Source organism: Maribacter luteus (genome assembly GCF_009674825.1).
Taxonomy (GTDB): domain Bacteria; phylum Bacteroidota; class Bacteroidia; order Flavobacteriales; family Flavobacteriaceae; genus Maribacter_A; species Maribacter_A luteus.
The window spans coordinates 46,404-63,760 of record NZ_WKJH01000024.1 but is presented as its reverse complement, the minus strand read 5'-3'; the positions used below and the strand labels follow the sequence as shown (position 1 = coordinate 63,760).

The window sequence follows — 17,357 nt, the reverse complement described above, 5'->3', positions numbered from 1 at the left end:
ATGAAGATAAGAGTTGTTTTAATATTCAGTATGGTACTTATGTTATCCTGTTCCCCAAAAGAAGAAAGGGTAACACTTTTTGTCTCCCAAAGTGTGCAGACAGGGGGGGTAGGAACCAAAGAAGAGCCATTGGCGACGATATCGGAGGCCATACAAAAAGCAAGTCGATTAAAACAAAAGGATTTTAATACCGAGGTGGTGATCCAACTACTTCCCGGGGAATATTATTTATCGGAACCGATCCTGCTTTCCCCACATTTAAGTGGCCTGGTAATAAAAGGGAGCAAGGCATCGGACGTCATTATAAAAGGTTCGAAACCCTTATCGTTGCAATGGGAAAAATACAATCAGGATATCTATGTAGCACACGTTCCTGAAAATTCCGATTTCGATCAGTTGATGGTCGATGGAGTACCCCAAGTTTTGGCACGTTATCCAAACTATGATGAAAATGCCCATTATTGGCAGGGATATGCCGCGGATGCTTTGTCAAAAGAGCGCATAGCTTCCTGGAAACAACCCGAGGGGACCTATTTTCATGCCTTGCATAAGGGTAGATGGGGAGGTTTTCACTTTGAAGTCACAGGTGTGGAAGATGACGGAACCCCAATTCTAAAAGGAGGGCATCAAAACAATAGGCCTTCTGAACCCCACGATGAATTCCGAATGGTAGAGAATGTCTTTGAAGAGCTCGATAACCCTGGAGAGTGGTATCTCGATAAGAAAGGAAACAAACTATATTATTGGCCAACCCAAGAAGGAACCCCCAATACCTCTAAAGTTGAGGTGGCGGCCCTGAAAAATTTAGTGCAGGTAGTCGGTACTTTGGAAAATCCGGTTAAGAACATTTCCATTAGTGGAATACGGTTCGAAAGCTCAAAACGTACGTTTATGGACAAATACGAGCCTCTTTTAAGAAGTGACTGGACCATTTACCGCGGTGGGGCCCTTTTCTTTGAAGGTACCGAAAACTGTAGTGTATCGGATAGTGAATTCACGAATTTAGGGGGTAATGTAATTATGGTCAGTAAATACAATAAAGGCCTTCAAATCAAGGGAAACCATATTCACGACTGTGGGGCCAGTGCCATTTCATTTATCGGAGATCCTTCAGCGGTACGGTCACCTTCTTTTAATTATAGGGAGTTCGTGCCAATGACGGAAATGGATACGGTAACCGGACCCAAAAATGAATTGTACCCCAGGGAATGTTTGGTCGAAAATAATTTGATCCACAGAATAGGTCGATTGGAAAAACAAACGGCCGGAGTGCAAATCTCCATGGCCATGGATATTACGGTACGCCATAACAGTATTTATGATGTACCCAGGGCAGGCATAAACATCGGGGACGGTACCTGGGGAGGTCACGTTCTTGAATACAATGACGTATTCAATACCGTATTGGAAACCAGTGACCATGGATCGTTCAATTCATGGGGTAGGGATCGTTTTTGGCATCCGAACCGCAAAATTATGGATAGCCTTACCACGGCGAATCCGAAAATGTGGCAGTGGGATGCTGTGCATACGACCATTATCCGAAATAATCGTTTTCGTTGTGACCATGGGTGGGATATTGACCTGGATGATGGGTCTTCCAACTATTATATCTACAATAATCTGTTGTTGAACAATGGACTTAAATTGCGAGAAGGGTTCAATAGGGTTGCGGAAAATAATATCATGGTCAACAACTCTTTACATCCCCATGTTTGGTTTCAGAACAGTGAAGATGTTTTTAGATATAATATCGTGGCTTTAGGGTATCAAGATGTAGGTCTAAAAGGTTGGGGAAAACAACTGGATTATAATTTATTCCCCAATGAGGAAACAATGATGAAATCGCAGATTTATGATATGGACCTTAATAGCCTCTATGGTAATCCGAAATTTATAGACCCCTCGATTTTTGATTTTAAGGTTGCCGAGGATTCCCCTGCGTTAAAAATCGGTTTTGAGAATTTTCCAATGGACAAATTCGGGGTTCAAAAACACGAACTAAAGGCCATTGCAAAAATTCCCGAAGTACCCAAAATCAATGAGCCCAAAAAGAATAGTAAGTCACTGGAACCGGTTGTAGCTTGGCTACGCAATAAACTCAAGAGTGTTTCCTCACAGGAAGAACAGTCTGCCTATGGGTTGACCAGTCCTCAAGGGGTTATTGTCCTTACGGTTTGGAACCATAGTCCGGCTGTGAAGAACAATGGATTGAAAAAAGGGGATGTAATCCTAATGGCCGATGGTGAAAAGGTCCGGGATATCAAGGACTTTTTTGCGATTGCCGTAAAGAACAAAGAAAAAGACAAGTTGGATCTTGTTGTAATGAGAAATCAAGTGGAACATAAATTATCTGTAAATACAAAATAACCAAAACAAGAAACTATGAAAATAATAATTAAACCGGTATTGTATGCAATTGTTGCCCTGCTGACATTTGGTAACGTTTATTCCCAAGGGAAAAAGGATTTAAAATTAAATGACGATCAGCGTATGGAATGGTGGCGAGACTCCAAATTCGGTATGTTCATCCATTGGGGGGCATACTCCATAATCGGGGGGGAACGTGGTACGAAAATCGCCGGTGGAGGTGCCGAGTGGGCCATGGATAAACTGGATTATACCATTGAGGAATACGAGAAGTTTCCTGAAATGTTCAATCCTGTAATGTTCGATGCGGATGCATGGGTAACCATGGCCAAGGATGCGGGAATGAAGTATATCGTAATTACCTCAAAACACCACGAAGGTTTTGGTTTGTGGGATTCCAAAGTGTCCGATTATGATGTAATGGATAAATCCCCTTTTAAGCGCGATATAATTAAAGAATTATCGGAAGCATGTAAAAAACAAGGCATTAAGTTTTGTTTTTACTATTCTATCGTTGATTGGCACCATCCACAGGCACAGGGGAATTTGTATCCTAACTACAATATTTCACAGCATGATGATCCATCGGTCGTAAACCCGGAATTCCCTAAATATTATAAAAACTATATGAAACCCCAAATAGAAGAGTTGTTGACGAATTATGGGGATGTTGGTGTCGTTTGGTTTGATGGCGATTGGATTTCGGATTATACTACGGAAATGGGGAAAGACCTTTATAAATTTATTCGTAAAATCCAACCGAACACTATTGTGAACAATAGGGTTGATAAGGGTAGGAATGGAATGGAAGGTATGGATAAGGAAGGGGAGTTTGCAGGCGATTTTGGCACCCCGGAACAGGAAATACCCGATACGGGCATCGATTCTGACTGGGAGGCATGTATGACCATGAACGGTTCTTGGGGGTACAAACCATCCGATAACAAATGGAAAAGTAGTGAGGATTTAATTGAAAAGTTGGTTGATATCGTATCTAAAGGAGGCAATTTCCTTTTGAACATCGGTCCTGATGGTTTTGGAAGGTTCCCTTCAGAAAGTATTCGTCGTTTAAAGGCTATGGGAGAGTGGACGAAAAAAAATGGGGAAGCTATTTACGGGGCCTCTGCCAGTCCGTATGAAAAACCAAAGTGGGGCCGTTATACCAAAAAAGGAAATGTTATTTATGCCCATGTTTTCGATTGGCCTGAAACAGGGACTTTAAAACTACACAAAGATATAAAGGTCAAAAAGGCGACTTTATTGACGGATCCCAATAACGAATTGGGGACCTTGGCAACATCAAGGGAAGTATTGGTTGACGTGCCCGTGTTGGCCCCGGACGCTACAGTTTCCGTTGTAAAAATCGAATTGGCAAATTAATAAAAGGAATGAACGGACAGACGGTCTTTGAATTGTTTGTCCGTTTATATCAAAATAATTTATAACCACGGAAAAAGATGAATGTTTTTAGGAAACTGGTCATTTTTACAATTGTTTGCATTTTAAATATTGGTATTGGGTTTTCCCAAACAATACCTTATGAAAAACCTGAATGGGGAGCGTATACGGAGGGAGAAGAAGGATTTTTATTGGCACATGTCGTTAAGTGGCCAGAAGATGGCAAATTGGTTATAGACAGGGCGATTAGACCAAGGGAGGCAAGGTTGCTTACAGAGCCGGATAAGAAAATAAAAATAAGATTAATCGATGGTGAATTAACGGTTTTATTACCTGAGAAAGCCCCTGATGCTCAGGTTTCAGTTGTTAAAATCCAATTGATGCCCAATGAAGATTGGGCCAATCTTAAACGGTACAAAAAAGCGAATAAAGAACTAAAAGCACCTGGAAAGAAAGAAAATAGGGTGGTTTTTATGGGAAACTCCATCACCGAAAAATGGGTGATGTTCCATGGCGAATTTTTTACTGAAAACAATTATATCGGTCGAGGAATCAGTGGGCAAACTTCGTCACAAATGTTAGTGAGGTTTAAACCCGATGTGGTCAATTTGAACCCGGAAGCTGTCGTTATTCACGCAGGTACCAATGATATTGCAGGAAATAGAGGCCCTATTACCGTTCCCGAGATTGCAGATAATATTTTTTCAATGGCGGAATTGGCCAAAGCGAATAATATAAAAGTGGTTTTGGCTTCCGTGCTTCCCGCGAGTAGTTATTCATGGAGCCCTTCCATAGAACCCATAGAAAAAATCAATGAGCTGAATGCACTGATTAAAGCATACGCCAAAAAGAACCAAATAGTGTATTTAGATTATTATTCACCCATGGTCAATGAAGAAAAAGGATTGAAAAAGGAATATGGTAGAGATACGGTGCATCCAAATCTAGATGGTTATGCGGTTATGGAACCTTTGGTGAAGGAGGCGATAAAAGAGGCGTTAAAACAAAAATAGTGGTAGAATGCAAGGGAATATAAAAAACATAAATGGACTAGTACTACTACTGTTTTGTCTAACAGGTTTTTTCACCATAGCACAATCTGAAAGCCATATTCCGCTTCCTGAAAATCAGGAGGAAGGGTATCCTCGATTGTATATTACCCAAGATGGTGAAAAAGCCCTGCAAAAAACGATAAAAAAGGAAGCTTGGGCCCAAGAAGTCTTAGTCGGAATACATAAGCGCATTGATGCGTATGTGGAGCGACATGTCGACGACCCGGAATGGATCGTATCCCGTTTACAGATGTATTGGAAGACCAAGTCGACCAATATTTATGTGAATGGTATAAATTATTCCCATGCCGATGGGGAAGCACCCGTACCTACCGTTCGCTTTGTGGGTTCAAGGGATTATACAACGCCCTATGGTAAACCCAAACTAGAGGATGTCTTGCCCTATATGGATGACCCTCGTGGATTGTATTTGCCGAACAAAAGTAAGGAAGGGCATCCCTTTGAGTGGGTCGAAATTTCCAAAACAGGGCGTATTATCTATTCTATAAATGAGGAAATCATAGGTTTGGCTAGAGATGCAGCCTTTGTCTATTGGTTAGAGAATGACGAACGTTTTGCTAAATTTTCATATGATATATTCCATACCTATATGGAAGGCATGTCGTATCGTAGCGAACCTATCGATTTATTGAACGGACATATCCAAACTCTGGTTGGGTTTACAAATTTTCAAGTGATCCATGAAGGTGTTCTTCGGGACAATGCAGAGCTTTATGATTTTCTGCATTCGTACATTGAAGCGAAACATAATGATGAAATCGAAATGTACGACAACACCATTAAAAGGTGGACGGACCAAATTATTAAAAACGGTGTGCCCCAAAACAATTGGAACCTGCATCAAGCCAAGGTCATACTAAAAGCGGCCATGGTACTACGTGACAATGATGATTATGCGGATGGAAAAGGTCGGGAGTACTATATCGATTATATTTTGAACGTTACTTCGGCAAGACAATGGTCACTTACTAAATTTATAGAGTACGGTTATGATGAAAATAATGGGGTTTGGGCAGAATGTCCAGGATACTCACAAGGGGTTACCAAAGACCTGACCAATTTCATTAGGGATTTTGACAACACGTTCGATCATAATCTTTTGCCCTACACACCGGTAATGCCCAAGGCGGTTAAAATGCTCCCACAATACCTGTTTCCTAACGGACAGACCGTTGCATTTGGAGATTCCTATTATGGCTCTTTGTATACGGAAGCCATGAGTGATATGATTCGGATTGCCAAAAAAAACAATGATAAGGAACTGGAAGAAGAATTTACCGGAATGTATCGGTTGTTTACCCAAAATTTGAACGGACCGCGGAAAGATAGAAAGGCAAAGGCAGATATTTCTTCGTTTTTTGCGAGCAAACCCTTGGAGTTGAATCCCAAATATAAAAAGGGAGATATACAGGATTATATCACCCAAACCTTTTATGCCCCAAATGTGAGTTGGTTTGTACAACGAATGGGGACAGGAAAAGACGGAATGATGGTTTCATTGAACGCATCGCTAGGTAACCATATGCATGCCAACGGTATTAATATGGAACTGTACGGCAAAGGTTTTGTACAAGGTGCCGATCCGGGTAAGGGAGCGGGCTATCTTCAACCCATATATCTAGAGTATTACTCCCAGTTTCCGGCACATAATACGGTTATGGTCGATGGGGTTTCCTCTTATACCGAGATGTTGAGCTACCATGCCTTCGATTTATTGGGACAATATCCAAAATCGGAGCAAAAAGAGGGCTTTTATAAAGATATTACGTATTCCGATGTTTACTTTTTGGAACCCGAGACCCAAAGCGATCAAACCCGATTGGTGAGTATCGTAAAAACCGGGGAGGCTATGGGGTATTATGTCGATATTTTCCGTTCTAAAAAACAACGGAAAGGCGATAAATTCCACGATTATTTCTATCATAATCTAGGTCAAAGTATGCAAATAAGCGATACGAATGGAAATCCGCTAATACTCACGCCCAGTGAGGAAATGGGCTTTGCAGGCGGACATTTATATGCCTTTGATTATATGTGGGATAAAAAATCGGTGCGTACCCAGAACGACTATCAGGCCGAATGGAAGATCGATATGCCCGATGGGGAAGACGATGTCTATATGAACCTATGGATGAAAGGCACTGAGGGGCGGGAGGTATTCTCCATAAAATCGCCACCGAACAAAGCTTTTAAAGGTGATCATGGCTTGCCTTACGAAGTGGATAAGGCACCTTATTTGACCTTGGCGGCAAGGCAGCATGGGGAAGCTTGGGAGCATCCTTTTGTATCGGTATACGAGCCGTTTACGGCCAGTGAAGGGAAAAGTATTGTTAGTATCAAGTCTTTTGATGATGAAAATGGCAGTAGTGATTTCGTGGGATTGCACATAAAGCATAAATCAGGAAGGGAAGATTTGGTTTTCTCATCAACGAAGAACCGAACGGCAAAATATAAAGGCACTGTTACAGATGCAGTATATGCATTGGTCGGAAATGAAAAAAATGGGGATTTCATCCTTTTCATGGGCAACGGGACTAAGATGGAAACCAATGGATTCTCGGTTAAGGCCGCAGAAAAAGGGAATGTTGTTTTTGAGCGCAAAAATGGGAAATTGTATCTGCACAACGAAGTCCCGGTTACGCTTAAAAGTGATAAGGAAGAACAGCAGTTTGGTGTGGGGCCTTATCGATCTATAGAATAATAGCATCAGTACCATCGGTGAGAATGTCATGGTCCCATTTTATGGTTGACACATGCCCTTTTAATTTGTTGTGAGCATAATACCGAAATTTTGGAACCTAAGTCATACTAACTAAAGCCCCGCTTATTAAAGTGGGGTTTTTTTATCACTGCCCAATTCTGATGGTGAGGCTAGGGCATTTTTGGCCAATGGACCTTTTGTATTGGTACAATCATCCTATAAATTGTTCAGGTTTTGGCCATTAATGACGATAGTGGTTATAATTTATAATCCATGGGCTATGATTTAAAACCTATACCCTTTGGAATAAATATATTGCTTCAGTATTAAATGAAAGCTTCAAGAATGAATATTCGAAAAATAATAAAGTCTTTAATCAGTTTCGGGTTTTTGCTGTGTTTTGCCATCGCTTTTGGATACGAAAACCAAAAGGGTGATACCTTGGATATTGGGGAATATCTCAAATATGTCGATGGCGATAAAATTTATCCTTCGGTCAAGCAAATGGAGATGCTAAAAGCCGTAATGCCCATAGAAGCCTTTCAACCTGCACCGGCTATTTCCAACAGGGAGTATTGGGAAAAAATTGCGAACAGTTCATCGGGCCAAGCGTATTTGAAATCTGCTCTTGAAAAGTTGGGGAAACAACCTGAAGTGCCCATTACCGATGAAATTTATAGAAGGGCCAATCTTGAAGGAAACCGAGGCATCTACAAACCAAGGTATTACCGTACCATGGATAGGCTCGAACATTTTATTTTGGGGGAGTGTTTGGAAAACAAAGGCCGTTTTTTACCGCAGATCAAGGTATATATCCAAGCGATCATGGAAATGAAGTCATGGCTGCACCCGAACCATGACGATAAAGACAACGGTGTGCTTGAAGGTAGGCGTGTCTCCATTGATCTAGGGGCCAGAAAATTCGGAATGGTACTGGCAATGGCCGAGGTATTATTAAGGGATAAACTCAGTGATACGTTGAGGAAGGAAATTGCAGGGCAGCTTCAGTGGCGTATCGTGGATACTTACCTAAAAAGTTGCTCCATTTTGGATGAAAACAATAAGTGGATCAAAAGTACCAGTAACTGGAATTCCGTTTGTACCAGTGGCACCATATTCACTACAATCGCAACTTCCGATAAGGAAGAAGAACGACTAGCTGCCGTGGGTAGTGCCTTGAATAGCATGAAATATTATCTCAGTGGCTTCGGGGAGGATGGGTATTGCTCCGAAGGATTGGGTTATTGGGGATACGGTTTTGGACATTACCTGTATTTGGCTCAGATTTTATATGATTATACCGGGGGTAAGATCAATTTATTTGCAGCCGATAATCCGGAAAAACTAAAGAACGTTGGGAATTTTCCAGAAAAGTTCGAAATACAGAACGAAAGGTGTGCCCCCTTTTCAGACGGAGTATCAACGATATCAAAAAAAGGGAGCAATTTTGCCAATGTGCTTTCCGCCATGTACTATGGGGCCATAAAGCCATCCGAGTTTAGAATGGAAGAAGCTGCGGAACAGTTGGTTGCTTGGGCACATCCGAAAGCTTTTACCCCTGAGGAAAATCCTATTGAAGGAAAAACGGAATTACCCGATCATTCCTATTTCGATGATTTTGGTATGGTGATTTCGAGGGGGAAACAACAAGAACCCTTTTCTATTGCCGTTAAGGCCGGACATAATGCGGAAAATCACAATCATAGCGATGTAGGTACGTATGTTCTGGTCTACGATAACGATTTAATATCGGGGGATATCGGGGCGCCATCGTATACCGCAGGTGCCTTTTCGCCAGATAATAAGGCCCGTAGTTCTTGGGGGCATCCGGTACCAAGGGTAAACGGAAAACTACAATCCAACGGCAATGAATTTTCCGGAAAAATCACTGAAACGGAATTCAGTATAGATCGTGATATAGTGGTCATGGACATTAAACCGGCCTATGTAGTAGAGGGGTTGCAGAAATTGGAACGAACCTTGGTCAACAACAAAAAGGGAAAAGGAACCATCACTATCACGGACAGTTTCAAAGCATCGGAACCCATGACCTTCGGCACGGCTGTTATGGTTTCGGATGCTTATGAAGTTCTTGATGACCATACGATACTTATTACTACTGAAAATCAGCAGGTAAAGGTTGAAATAATGGCTGAAGGTGGAGTTGTGGGGGTCTTACCGGAAATAGTCCCTGTAAAACATTTGAGAAGTGGTAAGACTGCATATCGCATTGGAATAGATTATGTTGCTCCTTTACGTTCAGGGAGTATAACTGTTAGGTTTACGCCATATCATTAAAACCAAGCTAATAAATATGAAAAAAAGAATAAACCAATCAAAATTACAATGTAAACCAAAACACATTTTCATCTTGATATTGTGCGCAATGCTTACAGCATGTACATCAACAAAAAAACAAGATACTATTGATGCCGACGTTGTTATTTACGGGGGGACTTCCGCCGCTATCTCGACGGCCGTTCAATTGGTGCGAATGGACAAATCGGTATTGATTGTCTGCCCTGATAAGCATATCGGAGGATTGTCGGCTAGTGGATTGGGATTCACCGATCTAGGGAATAAAAGCGTTATTGGCGGTATTTCAAAAGAATTCTATGAAGAAGTATACAAACATTATCAAAATGAGGAGGCATGGAGATGGCAGCCGAAAGATGAATATGGTAATGTAGGCCAAGGTACCACCGCCATTGATGATGAATATAAAACCATGTGGACTTTTGAACCCCATGTTGCGGAACAGATATTTGAAAATTTCGTTAAAGAGCACAATATTAAAGTAATACGCGATAAATGGTTGGATAGGGAAAACGGGGTTAAGACATCAAATGGGAAAATCACTTCGATTACCATGTTGGATGGTACCACCTATAAGGCAAAAATATTTGTAGATGCCACTTACGAAGGCGACTTAATGGCTGCGGCCGGGGTAAGCTATCACGTGGGTAGGGAAGCGAATAGTGTTTATGGCGAAGAATGGAACGGGGTTCAGAAAGGAGAGTATCACCACAGTCACAATTTTCAGCAATTGAATATTAGTCCTTATGTTATTCCTGGAGACTCTACCAGTGGGGTGCTTCCCCGCATATCAACGGAAGATCCTGGTGAAAATGGAGAAGGTGATCATCGGGTTCAGGCATATAACTATAGATTATGTACGACCAATGCAGAAGGTAATGTAGTCCCTTTCGAGAAACCCGAAAACTACGACCCTGCCGAATATGAGTTATTAAGACGTGTTTTCAGGGGAGGAAGACATTCCATGTTCGGTGGTGGGAAAATACCCAATAAAAAGCGGGACGTCAACAACGTGGGGCCGTTTAGTTCTGATAATATTGGGATGAACTATGAATACCCGGAAGCATCTTATGATAAGAGAAAAGAAATCCTGGAAGAGCATATCAATTACCATAAAGGTCTCCTTTGGTTTTGGGGTAATGATGAAAGCGTGCCTAAAGAACTGCGTGAGGATTTTAAAAAGTGGGGACTTGCCAAAGATGAGTTCGTTGATAACGGCCACTGGCCTTATCAAATTTATGTACGTGAAGCTAGGCGGATGCTAGGGGAATTCGTCATGACGGAGAATGAGATATTGGGAAAGAACAAGGTCGATAAGCCTATTGGGATGGGATCATATACCATGGACTCCCACAATACACAACGTTACATCACCAAAGAGGGATTTGTACAGAACGAAGGTGATTTGGGGGTAGAGCCACCAGGGCCGTATCAGATTCACCTGGGCATCATTATGCCCAAAAAGGAAGAGTGTAAGAACCTCTTGGTCCCGGCAGCGGTTTCCAGTTCACATATTGCCTTTGGTTCCATTAGAATGGAGCCCGTATTCATGATATTGGGACAAAGTGCAGGGACTCTAGCGGCAATGGCGCTTGATGCGGAGATTAGCCTGTACGATGTTCCTTTTGAGGCCTTGGACAAGCAACTTAGGGAAGATGGTCAGATTTTGGAATATAAGGCACCGGAAAATACCGAAAAATGAAACAAGGCCTAAATTGCTTGCTTTTGATACTAACCATGCTTGGACCTAAAACCACTAATGCGCAGGTATTCAATGCGGGTATAGGTGGTAACAATACCAAAAATCTATTGGAACGATTGGATGCCGATGTGCTACGACATAATCCCGATCTGGTTATTGTAATGGTAGGAACCAACGATATGTTGAATTCCAAAAAAATGATTTACTATAGAAACTATGCGCACAATTTGGAGGAAATCATTCAAAGAATAAAAGTTAAGGGGGCAGAGGTGGTTTTAATGACCCCCCCTCCCGTTGATTCGGTGTATTTATTTCAAAGACACGACAGAAACGCTTATCGGGAAATACCGAATGTAAAAATGGATTCCACTAGGCAAATTATCAAGAAACTGGCCCGAAAAGACGGTTTGGGGTGCATTGATTTTTTCCAGATCTTCAGTGATATGGGGCTGCCCGAACACAACAGGGATCTGTTTTTTAGGAATGAGCAAAATAGTGGGGCTAAGGATGGGGTTCATCCTACGGCACTTGGTTATCGATTTATAGCTGAAACGGTTTTTGATTATTTGAAAATGAACGCCCTATTGGAAAAGGGCCAAAAAATGGTCTGTTTTGGTGATTCGATTACCCATGGGGCCGGAACTAAAAACAAAGATACCGTTACAGGCCAAAATTATCCTGCCGTGCTTTCCGCATTAATACAACAGCATTTTCAAAAGTAATGATGGTAATAACAGAACGGAATAGAACTTAAATGATTGAAATAAAAAAATATCTACTGATTTTTATTGGGTTGACCACCTTTTGGGGTATTGCAAAAGAGTCCCCTGAAGCACAGGTTACGTATACCATCCAATCTAAATCGGCCAAGGCCAATGATACCATTCACTATGGTTTCGAAATAAAAAACGAGAATCAAGTAGCGGAAATTTTTCATTTAAAAATAAATCACCCAAGAACCTTGGCATGTCAATATATGCTATCGGATAGCATTATTACCATTAAGCCACAGGAAAGTTATTCCGGGAAACTTCAGGTTATCATTAGCGATAGAATGCCAAAAGGCGGAAAAGAATCCTGTTTTATCACCATTGAAAATGAATTGGGAAACCGTGTTGAAACGTTTGAATTTATCTCGGTTAGGGCAAAAGAGCATCCTTTTTTATTGGTTACCAATGATATTATCAACGAAACTAAGGAGAAAGTGAAAAACTACCCTTGGGCAAAAGCCAATTTAGATGCCATGCTTAAGGAACTGGATGTTTATAAAGTCCCTGAAAGAAAAATTGTCACCAAACCCAGACCTGTAAAAGTCTGGTCTAGTTTTAATTACAGGCCCAATGATAGTGAAGAAGTATTTCGATTGTGTCTGGCATGGAAATTAACAGGAAAGGAGAGCTATAAAGAAAAAGCAATACGATTTATCAAGGAGGTTTGCGATAAGGATGAAGGCTACCTTTCAATAGGTGCTGCTACCTATGGGGTACAAGTTCATGAAGGTAATTTCTTTTTGCACTTGGCGGCAGCCTGTGATATACTCTTCAATGAACCGGAATTCTCGGCTGAGGACAGGGAAAATATAGAAGCAACCTTTCGGTATTATTTGGAATTGAACCGAAAGCATATGGATCCTTTAGGCATTATGAATCACCAAGCAAGTGCCAATGCAGGTGCGATCCTATCCGCATTGTTTTTGCAAGATGTAGCCGAGGTGGAATATTTGACCGAGGCCGATGGAGGAATGGCAGACCAAATAGGAAAAGGGGTTATGGATGATGGTTGGTGGTTTGAAGGAACTGCAAATTATTGCTATTTGGTGGTGCAACGTTATAGTTTGGTAGCCCAGGCATTCCTAAATTATGGATGGGATTTATACCATAGACGTTTTCCCGTAAAATTCAAAAGTAAGGATTTTGAAAACGTTAAGGAAGGTTTTACAGGTATGAAGTTCGATAACTGGGGACCTGTAACCAAGAATACGATCGGATTGGAGGATATGGTTACGCCATACATTCCGTTTATGGATGAAAATGCCAATGTGGTCGCCACCAATGATTCCAATTTAAAAACCCCTGATCCGTTTTATGAATTGGCCTATAGGGCCTACAAGTTAAACGATTTAGCTTGGGTTTTAAGCAAAACCAAAAGGGATTCATGGGTGTCTTTGATGTATGGGGTTCCAGAGTTACCTGAAGTCGGGGATCCAAGAACAGCTTCGGCATTTGCCCCGAATGTGGGATTGGTCGCCTTAAGATCTCATGCAAAAAACAATACCCCGGAAGAACAAATTCAAGCGTATTTTAAATACGGCACCCATGGTGGATGGCATGGGCATTTCGATAGAACCAATATGATTGGGCTCGACCGCAATGGGCATAAATATTTTGGTGCTGAAATGGTCTGGTTTGGATACGGTAACCCTGGCTATAAAGAATGTGTACAGACATCGGCCACCCATAACATGGTCATCGTGGATGGGTTGCAGCAAGAAGCCGTGCCTTCAAAGCAAACGTTGTTTTATAAAGGAGAAATGATGCAGGCTACCGTAGTGGAAACAAAGGCGCGATGGCGAAAGATCCCTACGTGGAATGCTGAAAAATTTCCGCCTTGGGACGATACCGATTATGATGGGGATTTTGAGCCCATTCTGCAAAGACGACTATCAATTGTCACGGATGATTATGTAGTTATAGCGGATTACATCACTTCGAACAAAAAGCATAACTACGATTGGTTGGTTCACCCTGTTGGGTTTCAAACCATTAAAGGGGCAAAAAAGAAAGGAAGGTTATTGGATACCTTGAGCCATAAGAAAGATTCGCCTTATAAATACTTTGCCAATGCCCAATGGTATAACCTGAATAAAGGTGCGGTAGTTGAATTTGATGAAGAAGGGAACAAGTTGGATGTATTCACGCTATGGCCCAAAAAAGCGAGTGCGCTGATTGCCGATTATCCTATCGGGGGAAAACAACGGACAATGAGAAATAACCCGGATAGAAGGACTTATGGCGTGCGCGTGAATGCAAAGGAAACCGAGTTTTTACATGTATTGGAACCTTATAAAGGGGAAAGTGCCATTTCCAAGATAGAAGCCAAAAACTCCAACGAATTGGTGGTTTATCTAAAAGATGGCAGAGAACATCACATAACCCTCGGTAATTTAAAGGAGGGGGATGTTACTGTAAACTTGGATGAGGTTGTAAATGATAAAATTGTACGAACCGAAACAACTAAATGAAAGTAGTGGATATGATGAACAAAACAATTTACCCATTCGGTTTTACCTTGCTTTCGCTATGCCTATGTGTATTGGTTTCACGTGTGGGCAATGCGCAAACCACATCCAATCAGGCCCCCGATTTAAAACTCTGGTACGACGCTCCCGCTGCCAATTGGAATGAGGCTTTACCCTTGGGCAACGGCCGTTTGGGTGCCATGGTTTTCGGTAACCCTGTAAATGAAAATATTCAATTGAATGAAAGTACACTTTGGGCAGGAGGCCCCCATCGTAATGACAATCCGGAAGCCAAGGGGATTTTGACCGAAATACGCCAACTGCTGTTTGATGGTAATTACAAAGAGGCTCATGACTTGGCCAATGCCAAGATCATCTCGAAAACATCGCATGGGATGCCCTATGAAACCGTTGGGAATTTACGGTTGGATTTTGCAAATCATGGGAATTACTCAAACTATTACCGTGAGTTGGATATTGAAAATGCCATCAATACCACAAAATACACAGTTGATGGTGTAGAATATCGACGTGAAATTTTCACTTCTTTTCCCGATGATGTAATTGTCATGAAATTAACGGCCAATGAAAAAGGTAAAATCAGTTTCAACGCTACGATGGATCGCCCTGAACCCGCAGTGGTTGAGGTAGGTACCGAAAATGATGATGTTTTGGTGATGACCGGGAAGGGCTCCGATCGGAAAAGTAAACGGACCCCCGAGGATGCGCACCCCATTGAAGGCAAGGTGAGGTTCGAATCCAGATTGCAAATCGTCCCCGAGGGGGGGACTTTGAAGGCTTCGGAAAACAGTTTAAGCGTTGAAGGGGCGAACAGTGTTATCATGTACCTTTCCATAGCGACCAATTTTGTCAACTATCGGGATGTCAGTGGCAATGCGCATAAGCGCGCTGTAGCCTTTATGGCCAATGCCGAACGAAAAGACTACCAACGGTTAAAGGCGGGACATTCGGCTTATTTTCAAAGCTATTTTAACCGGGTCAGTCTCGATTTGAGCAAAACCGATGAAATCGACCATCCAACCGATGTGCGCATTCAACGGTTTAGCCAGGCCAACGACCCCGCTTTGGCCGCCCTTTATTTTCAATATGGCCGTTACCTGTTAATCTGTTCTTCCCGGCCTGGTGGGCAGGCAGCCAACCTGCAAGGGCTTTGGGCAAACGAACTTTTCCCACCTTGGAAAAGTGCCTACACCGTAAATATAAATACCGAAATGAATTATTGGCCAGCGGAGGCAACTAATTTAACCGAGATGCATGAGCCATTGATTGAAATGGTTAAGGAACTATCAGTAGCCGGTCAGGAAACCGCAAAAGTCATGTACGGGGCAGAAGGTTGGGTATGTCATCACAATACCGATTTATGGCGTATTTGCGGTCCGGTAGACGGTGCCACTTGGGGCATGTGGCCAAGTGGTGGGTTGTGGCTGAGCCAGCATTTGTGGGAAAAGTACCTGTATAATGGCGATCTGGGTTATTTACAAGAGGTATATCCGGCCTTAAAGGGATCTGCTGAGTTTTGCCTAAGCTTTTTAACTCCGGAACCGGATCATGGGTGGTTGGTTTTTACGCCATCGACATCTCCTGAAAATCGGCCGGCCCATATGCCCAACATGGTGAACATTGCCTATGCGACCACGATGGACAATCAATTGATTCTTGATATGTTGACGAAAACGTTAGCAGCGGCAAAAGTATTGGACACCGATGCAGAGCTCATACGAAAAATCGAAGCCACCCTTCCTCAATTGGCCCCTACCCAAATTGGTCGGCATGCCCAAATTCAGGAATGGATCAATGACTGGGACAGTCCGGATGACAAACACCGTCATATTTCCCATTTATATGCCATGCACCCCTCCAATCAATTTTCGCCTTTCCGAACACCGGAATTGGCGGAAGCCACAAGAAACGTATTGATTTACCGCGGCGACCCTTCAACGGGTTGGAGTATGAACTGGAAGATCAACCAATGGGCGCGTTTGTTGGATGGCAACCATGCCTATAAAATGATGACCGACCAGATTAAATTGGTGGGCAGGCCTGGCTCAAAAGGAGGAGGTACCTATGCCAACATGCTGGATGCACACCCTCCGTTCCAAATTGATGGTAATTTTGGATTTACTTCCGGTTTAACGGAAATGTTGCTGCAAAGTCATGATGGGGCCATTCATTTGATCCCTGCCTTACCCGATGTATGGCAAGATGGGAAGGTTACCGGATTACGCGCACGTGGGGGATTCGAGATGGAATCCTTGGAATGGAAAGACGGAGAAGTAGTTAAAGCGGTGATAAAATCGAATTTAGGAGGCATTTGTAGGGTTCGTTCCTACACTGAACTTGATTTCGACGATGGAAAGAAATTGGAAAGTGCCGAAGGAAACAATGAAAACCCATTTTATCAAGTTCCAAAGATCAAAGCGCCGATCATTTCGGAAGAAGCCCATTTAAAGGGGTTTGATGTAAAGGATACCTACCTGTATGATGTGGCGACCCAAGCGGGACAAACCATAGTTTTGGTAAAAAAATAAAAGGATATGA

At 42.3% G+C, this 17,357-nt stretch carries 9 protein-coding genes; all 9 read left to right on the top strand.

What is annotated here, in order from left to right:
• The 9 genes from GJ691_RS14230 (at position 1) to GJ691_RS14190 (ending at position 17,347) form a co-directional block, all read left to right on the top strand.
• Positions 1-2,370 (top strand): PDZ domain-containing protein, encoded by a 2,370-nt coding sequence (locus GJ691_RS14230; protein WP_154368040.1) that lies wholly within the window; start codon positions 1-3, stop codon positions 2,368-2,370.
• 15 nt (positions 2,371-2,385) lie between these two features.
• Complete coding sequence (locus tag GJ691_RS14225) at positions 2,386-3,750, top strand: alpha-L-fucosidase (RefSeq protein ID WP_154368038.1); 1,365 nt, start codon at positions 2,386-2,388, stop codon at positions 3,748-3,750.
• Positions 3,751-3,827: 77 nt separating this feature from the next.
• On the top strand, positions 3,828-4,781 hold the full coding sequence (locus GJ691_RS14220) for an SGNH/GDSL hydrolase family protein (protein WP_246200191.1): 954 nt from the start codon (positions 3,828-3,830) through the stop codon (positions 4,779-4,781).
• 7 nt (positions 4,782-4,788) lie between these two features.
• On the top strand, positions 4,789-7,542 hold the full coding sequence (locus tag GJ691_RS14215) for an endo-acting ulvan lysase-like protein (protein WP_154368035.1): 2,754 nt from the start codon (positions 4,789-4,791) through the stop codon (positions 7,540-7,542).
• Between the two features lie 345 nt (positions 7,543-7,887).
• A complete protein-coding gene (locus GJ691_RS14210) occupies positions 7,888-9,840 on the top strand; it encodes a heparinase II/III family protein (RefSeq protein WP_154368033.1) in 1,953 nt (650 codons plus the stop codon).
• Between the two features lie 16 nt (positions 9,841-9,856).
• Positions 9,857-11,560 (top strand): FAD-dependent oxidoreductase, encoded by a 1,704-nt coding sequence (locus GJ691_RS14205; RefSeq protein WP_218944454.1) that lies wholly within the window; start codon positions 9,857-9,859, stop codon positions 11,558-11,560.
• Positions 11,557-12,282, top strand: a complete 726-nt coding sequence (locus GJ691_RS14200; protein ID WP_154368031.1) for an SGNH/GDSL hydrolase family protein — start codon at positions 11,557-11,559, stop codon at positions 12,280-12,282. Before GJ691_RS14205 ends, GJ691_RS14200 begins: the two co-directional genes overlap by 4 nt.
• Before the next feature lie 32 nt (positions 12,283-12,314).
• Positions 12,315-14,801: a heparinase II/III domain-containing protein gene (locus GJ691_RS14195; RefSeq protein WP_154368029.1), complete on the top strand. Its 2,487-nt coding sequence runs from the start codon at positions 12,315-12,317 to the stop codon at positions 14,799-14,801.
• Positions 14,798-17,347, top strand: a complete 2,550-nt coding sequence (locus GJ691_RS14190; protein WP_246200190.1) for a glycoside hydrolase family 95 protein — start codon at positions 14,798-14,800, stop codon at positions 17,345-17,347. Before GJ691_RS14195 ends, GJ691_RS14190 begins: the two co-directional genes overlap by 4 nt.
• Positions 17,348-17,357: the final 10 nt, after the last annotated feature.

Bases quoted from the DNA above. Each gene is read 5' to 3' on its own strand.
- GJ691_RS14190 (WP_246200190.1), top strand. From the start codon at position 14,798: ATGAAAGTAGTGGATATGATGAACAAAACAATTTACCCATTCGGTTTT.
- GJ691_RS14195 (WP_154368029.1), top strand. From the start codon at position 12,315: ATGATTGAAATAAAAAAATATCTACTGATTTTTATTGGGTTGACCACC.
- GJ691_RS14215 (WP_154368035.1), top strand. From the start codon at position 4,789: ATGCAAGGGAATATAAAAAACATAAATGGACTAGTACTACTACTGTTT.
- GJ691_RS14205 (WP_218944454.1), top strand. From the start codon at position 9,857: ATGAAAAAAAGAATAAACCAATCAAAATTACAATGTAAACCAAAACAC.
- GJ691_RS14225 (WP_154368038.1), top strand. From the start codon at position 2,386: ATGAAAATAATAATTAAACCGGTATTGTATGCAATTGTTGCCCTGCTG.
- GJ691_RS14220 (WP_246200191.1), top strand. From the start codon at position 3,828: ATGAATGTTTTTAGGAAACTGGTCATTTTTACAATTGTTTGCATTTTA.
- GJ691_RS14200 (WP_154368031.1), top strand. From the start codon at position 11,557: ATGAAACAAGGCCTAAATTGCTTGCTTTTGATACTAACCATGCTTGGA.
- GJ691_RS14210 (WP_154368033.1), top strand. From the start codon at position 7,888: ATGAATATTCGAAAAATAATAAAGTCTTTAATCAGTTTCGGGTTTTTG.
- GJ691_RS14230 (WP_154368040.1), top strand. From the start codon at position 1: ATGAAGATAAGAGTTGTTTTAATATTCAGTATGGTACTTATGTTATCC.